The sequence below is a fragment of the Microbulbifer sp. ARAS458-1 genome (assembly GCF_045348205.1).
Lineage (GTDB): Bacteria > Pseudomonadota > Gammaproteobacteria > Pseudomonadales > Cellvibrionaceae > Microbulbifer.
In genome coordinates, this window is the sequence record NZ_CP155838.1 from 20,754 (window position 1) to 34,373 (window position 13,620).

A 13,620-nucleotide genomic window follows, 5' to 3' on the forward strand; every position below is an offset into this window, starting at 1 on the left:
CTTTTTTTGCGCAGCGCCCCGGGGAAGAGCTGGTTCAGCCTCCTCTTCGCCGCATCAGCAATTCCACTACTTCAATGGTGCGCTCCAAGGCACCGCTATTTTGAGCGGCCACATCCCGCGCGCGCGCACCAGCGGCAATACGCTCATCCCGATTCCCCAACCATTTCCCGACCTCTTCCGCCATCTGCTCGGCATCTTTCACCACTTTCAGTCCACCCACCTCCCGCAGAAGGTCAGACACCATACTGAAGTTATGCAGATGAGGACCAGTAACCACCGGCACCCCCCAGGCAGCGGGTTCAATCATATTGTGGCCGCCCACCGGCACCAGACTGCCCCCCACGAATGCCACATCACAGGCTCCGTAAAAGCGCAGTAACTCCCCCATGGTATCGCCCAGTAAAACCTGGTCCGAGGCCGCCGGCTTCACGCCGTCGCTGCGGCGAACCACATTCAGATCCCGATCCCGGCACAGTCGCGCCACGCCATCAAACCGTATCGGGTGACGCGGCACCAATACCAGCAACAGGTCTGGAAAAGCGCTGCGCAGCTTTTCGTAGGCGTCCAGCACCACCTCATCTTCACCGGCATGCGTACTCGCCGCCAGCCACACAGGACGGCGCTGGCCGCGCAGATCCTGGCACCCGGGTTCTCGCCATTGATGCGACAGGGCCTGAGCCTCACTCACCAGGCCCGAGCCGATCTGCAGGTCGAACTTGATATTCCCCACGGTCAGCACGCGTTTTGCTGGCACGCCAAGGGCAATAAAGCGCTCCGCGTCTGCCGGATACTGAGCCACCACCCGGGTAACATGCCCGAGCATTTCCTGACTCAGGCTGGCGAACCGGCCGTAGCCGCGCGCGGATTTCGCACTCAGGCGACCGTTCACCAACGCCACCGGCATATTCCGCTTGGCGCACAGCGCCAGCAGGTTCGGCCAGAGCTCCGTCTCCATGCTGACCAGCATATTGGGGCGCAATGCATCGAGAAATGGCGAAAGGCACTCAGGTAGATCGAATGGCAGGTAGTAATGCAGCAGCCGGCCATTGAGGATCGGGTCGAGGGCATCGTGCACCCGCTGTGATCCGGTGGGCGTGGTGGTGGTCACCAGCCATTGCCAGTGATGATGACGTGCCGCCAGCTCCTCGATCAGCGGGATTGCCGCCAGGGTCTCACCCACGGAGACCGAGTGAATCCAGATCAGTGGTGCCCGGCTGGCCCGATCCGGTACCACCCCGAAGCGCTCGCGCCAGCGTCGCCGCGCCCCCGGGCGTGAAGGCACCAGGCCAAAACGCTCGCTCCAGCGCTTGCGATAGGCGGGATCCGCACGTCCGCGCCACCATAGGTGCAATAACATCAGCGGCAGGGCGAGGCGGAAAAACCAGGTGTACAGAAAACGCATCAGGTCAATATCGAAGTTCGGCGACACAGCGCCATGGGGTGTGCAATTGGATTCTTTTCAGGGCACTATTCTACCCCAATATCTACCCCAATCTCGCGCCATGCTGGTGCAACCCCGCTCGGGACTGTGAACTCCCGTCGCGCCGCCTATCAGACCACGGAGTCAACGTTGAAAGTAGTCCAGCTATTACCCGCTCTCAATTCCGGTGGCGTCGAGCGGGGTACCCTGGACCACGCGCGGGCACTGGTACAGGCGGGGCATGAGTCCATCGTGATATCCAGCGGTGGCCGCTTGGTAGAACAGCTGGAGCGCGAGGGCAGCCGGCATATCACCCTGCCAATTCATCAAAAATCCCTGTTCAGCCTGCGGCAAGTGCGGCCGCTTCGCTCGGTGCTCCGCGAGCTGCAGGCCGACATCCTGCATGTGCGCTCACGCATGCCTGCCTGGCTTACCTACCTGGCCTGGAAAAAGTTGCCGCTGGACACCCGCCCGCGCCTGGTGAGTACCGCCCACGGCCTATACTCCATCAATCGCTACAGTGCGATCATGGCGCGCGCTGAACAGGTGATCGCCATATCTGAATGTGTGAACGATTATTTAAAGCACAACTATTCATCCGCACTGCAAACCGAGCCGGAGGTCATCTATCGCGGTGTCGACACTGATGAATTCTCACTGGATATTCCTCCTCCAGCCGACTGGCTTGAGAAGACACTCAGTGAATTTCCACAGCTGCGCGATCGCCGCTGGCTACTGTTACCCGGGCGCCTGACCCGCTGGAAAGGCCAGCAGGACTTTATCCAAATGGTTGCGAGACTGACCAAGGATCACGCCGATATCCAGGGCGTGATTATCGGCGCAGCGGAAAAGAACAAGCAGCATTTCGCTGACGAGCTGCAAGCACAGGCGGCACGCGCCGGGATTGCCGATCGCATCACTTTTACCGGCCACCGCAGCGATATACGCGAGTGGTACCGCCACGCAACCCTGGTGTACAACCTGTCGAAAAAGCCCGAGCCCTTCGGGCGCACGGTGATCGAAGCCGTGGCGATGGGAACACCGGTGATTGGGTATGGCATTGGCGGGCCGGCGGAATCGCTGCGTATCTGCTACCCACAGGGACTGATACAGAACGGCGACCCCGACCAACTGCTTTCACGTACACGGGAGCTGCTTGCAGCGGCTCCGTCACCGACGCTCAGTCCAGAGTTTACTCTGCACGCCCAGGCGCAAAAAACAATCGCGCTATACCAGAAGCTGCTCACCCAGAAAGAACGAGAGAACACTGCCCGTTGATCGACCTTAGTAACTGTAAGCCTTTCGCAAAAGGAGGCAATCGCAACTGTTTCCGCCACCCCGACTTTCCGGACCGCTGTGTCAAAGTCATGCTTCCGGGCCGGCTTGCGGAACTCCGCGCTCGCGCGCCCTGGTATAAAAAATTATTCAGCGACGATCAGTTCGATGATAATTCACGAGAGAGGGAAGGGTACTCCCAGAAAGCATTACGCAATGAGGCACCCACTAGTATCGTTTGGCAACACCTGCCCTACTGGTATGGCATGGAGGAGACCAGTCAGGGACCAGGTGCGGTTTCCGAACTGATTCTCGACCGCAATGGCGAACCAGCAATCACACTGGAGCACTATCTGCAGCAAAACGGGCTGGACACCACAATCCGGCACGCCATTTCCAAATTTGCTGACTGGCTGCGGTTAACAGGTGTGATGACCAAAAACCTGCTACCCCACAACCTGGTCATTCGTGAGGCCGGAGAGCAGCCTCAGCTCGTACTGATTGATGGTCTTGGCCGCTCCGCATTCCTGCCTTTTGCCGAAATTTTCGATCGATCCCGGGATCGCTACCTGGAACGTCGCATCAAACGCATGTGGGCACGAGTAGCCTGGGAAATCTCGGATCGATCCATTACCTGGGAGGAGGCTGAAGCCATCAGCCGCCGACGCTGACTTTTTTGAGTGGACGCCGGCTTTTCTAGATTCTTGCCGACAAAATCATCCCGCAGTCGACTTCTCTGCTAATGCCTGCTCATACACCTTAAAGGTTTCACGTGCCATGGCATCGAGAGTCAGCCTCTCTCGCGCGCGAGCAAAGTATGGGCTGTAGTCATCCTTCAGTTTTTCCAGACTCGCCAGTGCAGCTGTCAGCTTGACTGCAAGACCGGCAGTATCTCCGATATCCACCAGATATGAAGCCGGGATATTTTCCGGCACATTGCCCACACGGGTGGAAACCAGCGGACAACCAGCCAAAAGCGCCTCGACCACGGTATAAGGCGCTCCCTCTTTGCTGGATGCTACAACCTTCAGGTCCGCGGCAGCCATCCAATCAGTTACTCGAGACTGAAACCCGACAAATTTGACCCGCCCCTCCAGGTGCAACTCTTGAGCGAGGCTTTCCAGCTCTTCCCGCATAGGGCCATCGCCCACGATATACAGCACCGCATCACCCACTTGCGCCTGTGCCCAGGCCCGCAATAGCAGGTCTATGCCCTTCGCAGGAACCAGCCTTGCAACGGAAATAACTGCTGGCCTGGTTGAATCCAGAAGCGAGTCATGACTATCACCAGCGTCCCGCAACTGAGTACCATTCGGGATCACATGCCAGGGCAACGCGGAATTGGCTACAGCCATTTGGCTCACAGCAATCCGATGCGGAAAGTGTTTGGAGAGATTGTCTTTCGGGTTGACCACATTGTGCCTGGTCAGAACTACTTTACCGGGGATCCACCCCTGAAGACGGCGCATGATATACGCGGGTTTGGCTGCATGTGCATGAACCAGATCAAATTGATAACGCCGCATCAGGAGGAAAAGTTCAATACTGAGTAATGGATTGCGGCGACCGCGGTCGGTATTTACCGGAAGGAATCTGACCCCCTCGGGAAACATAGCTTCATACCGGGGGTGGGCGATCACATAGACTTCCGCATTGCAGTGTCGCAGCTGCCAACTGCTCAACTCCTGAACATGCTTCTCAAGCCCGCCGGATTCGACGCTGGTAAACAGCTGACAGATTCGCAATGGCTTGCTTCTCTCCACGTCATTCGCCGTCTCAACCATCACCCTTCTCCAAAGTCGATTTAATGCCGCAGCGCCGCAATAACGCCCGCGCGCAGCTTACCTGTTGATTGAGAGGTTTTCGAGGAAGCTGCTGCAATGCGGAACAGGCAGCTTCATCCAACTGCTCTGTCACCAGCTCCTGATCCAGCAATCGCTGTATGGCCCCGCGGATCTTGTTGTTAGGCCGCCGACTGGGCAAGGTAATGACCCCCACTTGCGCGCGACTCTGTAGCGCCTCGGACACCATCGAAACGCTGTCACCAGTAACCCAGATATGTCCGGATCGGGCCATCTGCTCTGCCAGCCACCCCGGTGAAGTCTCCTGCCAGGAGACTAACTCTGCACCACTCCCAATGAATTGCGTCAGAACCCCCTGGGGCGTGCGGCGACTGTCCGCGACTACCCACTTCAGCGGCCTTTTCAGTAGCTGCTCAGCAACTGCCGTAACTTTTGCAGCGTCCCATTGAAAATGTCGGCTGGGACCACCCAACAACAGCAACCCACGGTCGGCCTCGAAAGGAATATCAGGAAGCGGCTCGGCCAGCGCTCCCTGTGTAAGAATCACGTTTTCTACGGCTGGAGGCCGGTCGTGTTCAGGAACAATCACGAAATCAAACCAGCGCAGTGGCAGGCTGGGCTGCATGATTACAACACTGCGGCCACCACAAAGGCCCCGTGCACGCAGCAAGGGCCAGTGGGTTCTATGCCCCGCACCAATTAACAGGTCTGGGCGTGGCAGCTGTCGTAAAGCCTCGGGCACCCCCCCAAAAAACGACAGTTTCACGGCTCTGCAGTCGATAACCCGGCAATCGAGCCTGCCTGCCCCCAGACAAAGACCCAGCCCACTGATCAGTGCGGCGCTCTGCTTTTCATGCGCGCGATTACCGTCCACAAAACGCCAGATAACCAGCACAGTTCCACCTCAATAGCCGTCGATACCACTAGCACCTATTGCCTTCATCAACGTGACATCGACATGTGAATAATCAAAATCGAGCGTGTCAGAGATAAGCCCACACCCCGCGCCATGCTACCGCAGCCATCAAGAAGACTGAAACCGCAGCCGCTATTCGCGGACTATCGACAACAGCCGGTATTGCACACTTATGACCCGCCAGACCAGACACGCCCTGCGGTAGCCCGCGACATGCTCTAAGGATACAATGAGCCGCCTATCCAGAGCCTCAAAGTCACTACCAGAAAGGCCGGAAAACAGGATTCCCGTTGTATGTCTACCACTTTGTCGGCCTCATCCCCGCACACGCCCCCTTCACGAAAAGCCCGTTTGCGGGAGATTTTTGACCAGCCTTTCGCCATCGGTCTGCTGCTGTGTAGCTTTATCTGGGTGTTGCCTTGGTCACGCACATTCCAACTTTCTGTCCTTGTGCTCGCCATTACGGCGATCGTTCAGTTGGTGCGCGACCGGAATAGCTGGAAGCCCTTTGGCATCAAGCCCTGGTGCCTGATGAACCTGCTGGCCGCGATGGCGCTGGCGCTTTCTGCCGCAGGATCGCAATATTCGAGCAAACCCATTGAACTCGCGGTGTTTCAGCTGGTCCTGATGCTCGCTGGTATTCCGGTGCTGCTTTGGGCACGCAATGATGCCATATGGCACAAGCTGCAGCTGTGCCTGGTCGCCATTATCGGCTTTTGGCTGGTGGATGGGCTCTTTCAGGCCCTGGTGGGCTTCGACTTCTTCGGAGTGCCCCGGGCCGAACGGCTCGGCGGCTACTTCAGTCACCCAGACAAATTTGGCTACTACATAGCACCACTCTGCGCATGGGTTCTGTTTGCACCGATAGTGCGCAAGCTAAGCCTGCCGTTACAGTCGGGTATTTATCTTCTGTGCCTCGCTGTCACCTTCTTTGGTAATACCCGCGCCGGTTGGGTGGCATTCGCTCTGGTCAGCCTGATCTGGCTGTACACTATTCGCCACCAATTGCGGGCCTCGAAAAGTGTGATGTGCCTGTTGGCTGCCGCAGCACTCTCCGCCGGCTGGTGGATCATGAGCGACCCAATGGTCAGCAAACGCATCGCCGCCAGCGTACCGCAAAGCCTCGATGTACAGGGCTTGTCTTCCGTTATTCCGGTGCGCATCCAACTGTGGTCCCAGGCCTGGGAGCAATTCCTCGCTTCCCCCTGGCTCGGTACCGGCGCCGGGAACTATGTGATGTTTTTACCGGAAACCTGGGCCGATACCCACCTGGACCAGCCTTACGCACACCAGGTGGTGTTCGAAGTGCTCGCGGGCACCGGCATTATCGGCTTCACTCTGTTTTTTGCCGTGCTGGCCTGCTTTCTGCGTATCGTATGGTACGGCGACTACTCTCGAGTGAGCGAGGCCCGCCGCCCACTGGCTCCACTGATTATTTTACTGTGCACCTGGTTTCCGCTGAGTACACATCGCGAGCTGTTCAGCTCTGAAATGATGGTATTTACGTGGCTCTGTATTGCCCTGGTGATTGCACGCTCAAACCTCCCGAAAGCCACGCAAGGGATCGCGGGTCATGAAAAACCCAATTTAGACAAATTTGAAGGAAGCGAAAAGCAATGAATGTCTCTGTATTTGGCACTGGTTATGTAGGCCTGGTGCAGGCCGCCGTTCTCGCAGAGGCCGGTCACCGGGTAACCTGCATCGATATTGACGAAAACAAGATCGAACGACTGAAACAGGGCCATATTCCGATTTTCGAGCCGGGCCTTGAACCACTGGTCAAACGCAACAACGAATCCGGCAACCTCGCCTTCACAACCAATGCTGCAGATGGGGTGGCGCACGGCGACCTGATCTTTATCGCAGTCGGCACCCCGCCTGACGAAGACGGGGCTGCGGACTTGCGCTATGTACTCAAGGTGGCACGTACTATTGCCGAACATATGGAAGGCAAGAAATACATCATCAACAAATCCACCGTGCCGGTAGGTACCGCGGATAAAGTCCGCGAGGAAGTGACTCGCACCCTGCAAGAACGCGACGCACTAAATCTGGAATTCGATGTAATCTCCAACCCCGAATTCCTCAAAGAGGGATCCGCGGTAGCGGATTGTATGAAGCCAGACCGCATCATTATCGGTACCTCGGAAAATGCCTCCGAGCAGAAAATGCGCCAGCTGTATGCGCCGTTTAACCGCAATCACGACAAGGTAATCGTGATGGATGTGCGCAGCGCAGAGCTGGCCAAGTACGCCGCCAACTGCATGCTCGCCACCAAGATCAGTTTTATGAATGAAATGGCGGTAATTGCCGATAAAGTCGGTGCCGACATTGAAGCGGTGCGCCAGGGCATCGGTTCCGACCCGCGTATCGGTTACCACTTTATCTACCCGGGTATCGGTTACGGCGGCTCCTGTTTCCCCAAAGACGTACAGGCTCTGAAAACTACTGCCGCACAGCTGGGTATCGAGCCCAAGGTTCTGAATGCGGTGGAAGACCGCAATCACAGCCAGAAGCACTACCTGCTGGATAAAATTGTCGAGCGCTACGGCAAGGACCTGTCCGGTAAAACCTTTGCCCTGTGGGGACTGGCGTTCAAACCCAACACCGACGACATGCGCGAGGCTCCCGCGCGCGTGTTGATGGAAAATCTGTGGGGAATGGGCGCCAGTGTACGTGCCTTCGACCCGGAAGCCATGCAGGAGTGCGAGCGTATTTATGGCAATCGCGACGACCTGCAACTGTGCGGTACCCGTGACAGTGCCCTGTCCGGCGCCGACGCCCTGGTGATTGCGACCGAATGGCAGCAGTTCAAGTCTCTTGACTACACCACGGTCAATAGCAATTTGAAGGAGCCAGTGGTGTTTGATGGACGCAACCTATACCACCCGCTGGACATGGCCGAAGCCGGATTTGAGTATTACTGCGTCGGTCGCCCGCAGGCGGCCAGCGGACAGTAACCTCCTTTCAGGCACCAGGACACACTAGGCACTCCCCCCGTGCCTGGTGCGCCAGGCCTGGATCAACGCAATAGCCCGTACAAATCGTAGCTCTCAAATACCGCGCGGATTTTACAGTCATTGCCCCCCCTGGAGCGCCAGTTCTCCTGCTGCAGCGCCACTTCTTGAGACCCGTCCACCGTCAAAAAGCGCCCGGACCAGTCCCGGGTATCGGGCAATCTCGCGCAGGGCGTACCCTGCAGTAGACTCATGGCCTTCAGCCATACATCGTCCGCACCGGGGCACAACGTGAGGAATTTGTCCTTGGCGAAAGCGTCGTCGTGCAACGAGCCGGGAAAATACAGTACACCACCGACACCGGTCGGAAATACCAGCGGTGAAGACTCGCCGTCGCAATTCTGCCAGCGCCAGTCAGCATACCAGTCGCTGTAGGGTTTCAGCTTGCCGCGCTTATCCAGCTGCATCAGGTGGGCACGATGGCAGTGGATCCAGGTCGGGTTGCGAAGCCATGCGCGGTATAGCTGATCGATCATGTCCGGAGGGTACAGGGTATCGTCGTCGACGGTGATGATCAGGCTGTCCGGATATTTTTCAAACGCGTAGAAATACTTGGTATAGGGGCCGAGGTCCTCGACATAGAAAATCTGCAGCCCGCGCTTCTGCTGACGTATCAGACTCTCGGGTAACTGTCCCTCCGGGAACTGTTCTCGAGACAACCACAGTACCACCACATCCGGTTTCAGCCACTGCTGAAACACGCTTTCCACCGCGTACACCACATTATGGATGCGACGATCGAATGAGGTGAGAGACACAACGATGCTGTGCTCTTTATCGTTTCCGACCCCCATATCACTACAGCCAAGCACCTGCTGCTGTAACAGCTGCACCCGGAGCACGGACTCCAACTTGCGGTTATTCACCCGGTCGTGCTTGCGAAGCCGCCCTTTCAACAGACTAGAAAACATACGTTCTGTCCCACACAGCCAATTTCTCTCTCCCGAAACACCTCTCTTTCGATACGCAATATTGTATGGGTAAAGCGAAGACGACTCTATGAAACAGCAATCAGCCGGAAAACGCACAAAAAAAAGGGCGGATCCCCGAAAGGTATCCGCCCTTTTTCCGTTGCCGCCGAGCTAAAAATCAGGCCGACGCGGCTACCGCCGCACAGGTCTCATGTACATCACTGAGCCAACCCATATGTGCCTGACTCCTGCCCTGTACCGCATCGAAATACATCTGTTGCAGGCGCTTGGTGACCGGACCGCGACGGCCGGAACCGATGGTGCGGCCATCCAGCATGCGGATCGGCAGGACTTCTGCGGCGGTGCCGGTGAAGAAGGCTTCGTCGGCAATATACACCTCGTCGCGGGTGATGCGCTTTTCCTTCACCTGGTAGCCACACTCGTCTGCCAGCTGTATCACCGACGCGCGGGTAATGCCATCCAGACAGGAGGTCAGTTCCGGGGTGTATATGACCCCATCGCTGACCAGGAAGAAGTTCTCGCCACTGCCCTCGGCCACATATCCTTCCGGGTCCAGCAGCAGGGCTTCTTCACAGCCATTGCGGATGGCTTCCTGCAGGGCCAGCATAGAGTTGATGTAATTGCCATTGGCTTTGGCCTTACACATGGCAATATTTACATGGTGGCGGGTATAGGAAGAGGTATTGACCTTGATCCCCAGCTCGCGGGCCTCCGGGGTCATGTAGCTCGGCCACTCCCAGGCGGCAACAATCACATGGGTCTGCAGGGAATCCGCGCGCAGTCCCATGCCCTCAGATCCGTAAAACACCATCGGGCGCAGGTAGGCCTCCTTTAGGCCGTTCTCTCGCACCACCAGACGTTGCGCTTCGTTGAGCTGTTCTTCGTCAAACGGCATGGGCATGTTCATGATCTTGGCGGAACGGAACAGGCGGCGGGTGTGTTCGTTCAGACGGAAGATGCTGGTGCCGCCATCGGCGGTTTCGTAGGCGCGCACACCTTCGAAAACACCCATTCCATAGTGAAGGGTGTGGGTAAGCACATGAACCCGGGCATCGCGCCAGGGAACCAGCTCACCATCAAACCAGATAACGCCGTCTCGATCGGCAAAAGACATGGGGATCTCCTACAAAATTCTATTACGCACTCTGTAGGAGTTCAGGCCTGGGGGAGGATGGTCGAGCCCTGAAAAGGGATGATCGAATCAGTTCGCCAGCAGGCTGGCTCCTACAGCACAGAGCCAGGTGAAAAACAGTTTAAGCGGGCAGCGGGAATGGCGAGGCACAGAAATCCCTTAAAAGGGAATTCAGCCCAACATCTGCTGCCAAGTTGTTTCAACGGTCTTTCTTTCCGCTTCGAATTGGTCACCGGATACAACCCCCGGCAGCTGTTGTAATGCCAGGCGATGACCTTCTGATCGGTAGGCTTTGTAGGCGTCGATCAAATGCGCGGCTTGGTGGGCCGGCATCAGGCCCGCCTCGGAGAGGCTTTCAAGTATGCGGATATTATCGGTATACCGCACGATCGAAGGGGCGCCTTGCGCCCAGGCCAATGCGGCATATTGAACCATAAATTCAATATCGACAATACCGCCTGGGCCGTGCTTGAGATCGAATTGTCGATCATTGCTCTTATCGAGGTGTGCACGCATCTTATTGCGCATTTCCACCACCTCTTTACGCAATTTCTGTTCATCCCGCACCTCGCACAACAACCTGGTGCGCAGATCTTCGAACGCCAATCCGAGGCGCTGACTGCCAGCAACCGGGCGCGCGCGCACCAGTGCCTGGTGTTCCCAGGTCCAGGCGCTCTCGCGCTGGTATTTTTCAAACGCAGAAAGTGACGTCACCAGCAGGCCGGAATTCCCCGAGGGCCGCAGGCGGGTATCCACTTCGTACAATGGGCCGCTGAGCGTACGGGTCTGCAGGATATGGATCAGGCGCTGCGCCAGGCGGGTGTAAAAACTTTGCGCGTCCAGCGACCGTTCGCCGCTGGTATAGCCGGCGCTGTCGGCGTCGTGTACAAACACGATATCCAGATCGGAGCCGTGCCCGAGCTCCAGGCCACCGAGCTTGCCGTAGGCGACGATGGAAAACCGCATATCCTCTGCGCTGGCGTCCTTGGGCTCGCCGTGCTTTTCCACCACCTGCTGCCAGGCGAGGGTCAGCGACTGCTGCAGTATGGCTTCCGCAAGCCAGGTCAGGGAGTCACTCACCTTCATCAGTGGCAGCGCGCCGGTCACTTCCTGGGCGGCAATACGCAGGCTCTGGCCCTGCTTGAAATGGCGCAGGGCTTCCATCTGCGCTTCCAGGTCGTCTTCATCCACCCGCAGCATATGCTGGCGCAGATCGTCGGCGACATCCGCTGCGGTGGAGGGCTGCAGCAGACGACGCTGGTCAAGCATTTCATCCAGCAGAATGGGATGACGCGCGAGCAGATCGGCGATCCACGGGGAGGCACTGCACAGGTGCAGCAGCTGGTTCAGTACCGGCGGATTTTCGTTGATCAGGACAAGATACGCACTGCGACGCAGAATCGAGCGCAACAAAGGCAGCACCCGCCCCAGCGCAAGTAAAGGCTCACTCACCTCGGAAGCTGCAGCCAGCAACAACGGCATTGTCTGATCCAGACGCTGACGACCCGTGGCAGGCAACGCGGCAACGATGCGATCACCATGCAGACTGGAAAGCGCTTCCAAGGCTTTGGCGGCAGGCTGGAAGCCGGCGTTATGCAACTGCTCAAGCCAGCTGTCGCGATCGTCGGCGCGTTCACACCCCGCCCAGAGAAATTCCCACTGGTCAGAGTCGGTTATCTCGCTGCTTTCTTCCGGCGGCGCGATCACCTCGTCGAACTCACGCTCGATGGCCGCGCGGGCCTGCACCAGTGCATTTTCCAATGTTGCCCAGCTGTCGTAACCGAGCGCGAAGGCCAACTGCTCACGGCGCTCAATTTCTGGCGGCAGCGTCTGGGTCTGGTGATCCTTTTCCGCCTGCAGTCCATGCTCGACCCGACGCAGCAATAAATAGGCATCGCGCAGTTCGGCCGCAGCACCTTCCGGTAAATGACCGCCCTCCTCCAGCAAAGGCAGCACCTTCAGAATATTACGCACCCGCAGATCCGGCTCGCGCCCACCGCGAATCAGTTGAAATGCCTGGGCGATAAATTCCACTTCGCGAATACCACCGCGACCCAGCTTGATATTGTCGATCAGACCGCGGGCGCGCACCTGGCGCTGAATCAGGGTTTTCATCTCCCGCAGGGCGTCGATTACACTGAAATCGATATAGCGGCGATAGGTAAACGGCCGCAGCAATTCCATCAGCTCCTCCGCCGCCTCTGCCGCGCTCGCTCCACTCATCGCCACCGGGCGTGCCTTGATCATGGCGTAGCGTTCCCACTCCCGCCCCTGGGTCTGGTAATAGTCTTCCAGTGCCGCGTAATGGCTCACCAACGGGCCGCTGTCACCGTAGGGACGCAGGCGCATATCCACGCGGAACACAAAACCGTCAGCGGTAACCGCATCGAGGGACTTGATCAGCCGCTGGCCCAGGCGCTGGAACCAGGCCTGGTTTTCCAATGGCTTCTCGCCATCTGATTGACCGGGCTCCGGGTAGGCAAAAATCAGATCAATATCGGAGGAAAGATTCAGCTCCCGCGCCCCCAGCTTACCCATCCCCAACACCACCATCGGCTGGATATCCCCATCGCGGCTGCGCGGTTCACCGTGGCGCGCCACCATCTTTTCCCGGTGCCAGTCGACCGCCGTCTGAATGCACACTTCCGCCAACCGGGTCAATCGCGCACAGGTGGTGGGGATATCCCACTGACCGGCAAAATCCCGATAGATCACCTCGGTATTCACCCGGTTGCGCAGATCCCGCAGCGCCTTCTCCAACTGCTCCTCAGTTTCGATTTCCTCCAGATCCGGCGCCACCAGCCCGCAGTCCTCTTCGCGCAGAAAGCTCGCAAGCCACCAAGGGTGCCGGCTGCACTGCTGCACAAAGAAATCCGATCCCACAAAAACGCGCGCCAGCGCCGGACTCCGGTGCTCATCAAGCAGAGCTTCCACTTCCGCCACAACTTCCGCCCCAGCAGTGGCGCACCAACCCTCCCACCGCTTGGCGAATATCGCCTGATGCTGTGGCGGGCAGAAATCCATCATTGACATGGGTAACTCCATCTATAACCGGTATCGCGGAATCAGAACACTCAAAACGAAAGTGTACACCGGCAGTCACCGGATTCCTCACTAACGCACGGC

The 13,620-nt window shown here is 57.8% G+C and carries 10 protein-coding genes; 4 read left to right on the plus strand and 6 right to left on the minus strand.

Annotated elements, in window-relative coordinates:
• Positions 1–34: 34 nt before the first annotated feature.
• Positions 35–1,429, minus strand: a complete 1,395-nt coding sequence (gene waaA, locus AAFH99_RS00105; RefSeq protein WP_406828317.1) for a lipid IV(A) 3-deoxy-D-manno-octulosonic acid transferase — start codon at positions 1,427–1,429, stop codon at positions 35–37.
• Positions 1,430–1,570: 141 nt separating this feature from the next.
• Here waaA and AAFH99_RS00110 point away from each other — a divergent pair, with 141 nt between their 5' ends.
• The gene (locus tag AAFH99_RS00110; RefSeq protein WP_043319380.1) at positions 1,571–2,698 is read left to right on the plus strand and encodes a glycosyltransferase family 4 protein; all 1,128 of its coding nucleotides are present in this window, start codon (positions 1,571–1,573) and stop codon (positions 2,696–2,698) included.
• On the plus strand, positions 2,695–3,366 hold the full coding sequence (locus AAFH99_RS00115; RefSeq protein ID WP_406828318.1) for a YrbL family protein: 672 nt from the start codon (positions 2,695–2,697) through the stop codon (positions 3,364–3,366). Before AAFH99_RS00110 ends, AAFH99_RS00115 begins: the two co-directional genes overlap by 4 nt.
• Before the next feature lie 45 nt (positions 3,367–3,411).
• Here the strand turns inward: AAFH99_RS00115 and AAFH99_RS00120 are convergent, their stop codons facing one another.
• Positions 3,412–4,479, minus strand: a complete 1,068-nt coding sequence (locus tag AAFH99_RS00120; protein WP_406828319.1) for a glycosyltransferase — start codon at positions 4,477–4,479, stop codon at positions 3,412–3,414.
• Entirely contained in the window at positions 4,472–5,392 is a 921-nt protein-coding gene (locus AAFH99_RS00125) for a mitochondrial fission ELM1 family protein (protein WP_406828320.1), read from the minus strand. The genes AAFH99_RS00120 and AAFH99_RS00125 overlap by 8 nt, the downstream gene beginning before the upstream one ends.
• Before the next feature lie 315 nt (positions 5,393–5,707).
• Here AAFH99_RS00125 and AAFH99_RS00130 point away from each other — a divergent pair, with 315 nt between their 5' ends.
• The gene (locus tag AAFH99_RS00130) at positions 5,708–7,033 is read left to right on the plus strand and encodes an O-antigen ligase family protein (protein WP_406828321.1); all 1,326 of its coding nucleotides are present in this window, start codon (positions 5,708–5,710) and stop codon (positions 7,031–7,033) included.
• Positions 7,030–8,373, plus strand: a complete 1,344-nt coding sequence (locus AAFH99_RS00135) for a UDP-glucose dehydrogenase family protein (protein ID WP_406828322.1) — start codon at positions 7,030–7,032, stop codon at positions 8,371–8,373. Before AAFH99_RS00130 ends, AAFH99_RS00135 begins: the two co-directional genes overlap by 4 nt.
• Before the next feature lie 62 nt (positions 8,374–8,435).
• On the opposite strand, the gene AAFH99_RS00140 is transcribed toward AAFH99_RS00135, so the two are convergent.
• From AAFH99_RS00140 to glnE, 3 genes are all read right to left on the minus strand, one after another.
• Positions 8,436–9,341 carry a hypothetical protein gene (locus AAFH99_RS00140; RefSeq protein ID WP_406828323.1) on the minus strand — a complete coding sequence of 302 codons (906 nt, stop codon included), beginning with the start codon at positions 9,339–9,341 and terminating at the stop codon, positions 8,436–8,438.
• 178 nt (positions 9,342–9,519) lie between these two features.
• Positions 9,520–10,476: a branched-chain amino acid transaminase gene (locus AAFH99_RS00145; protein ID WP_406828324.1), complete on the minus strand. Its 957-nt coding sequence runs from the start codon at positions 10,474–10,476 to the stop codon at positions 9,520–9,522.
• A gap of 189 nt (positions 10,477–10,665) precedes the next feature.
• Positions 10,666–13,527, minus strand: a complete 2,862-nt coding sequence (gene glnE / locus AAFH99_RS00150; RefSeq protein WP_406828325.1) for a bifunctional [glutamate--ammonia ligase]-adenylyl-L-tyrosine phosphorylase/[glutamate--ammonia-ligase] adenylyltransferase — start codon at positions 13,525–13,527, stop codon at positions 10,666–10,668.
• Between the last annotated feature and the right edge of the window lie 93 nt (positions 13,528–13,620).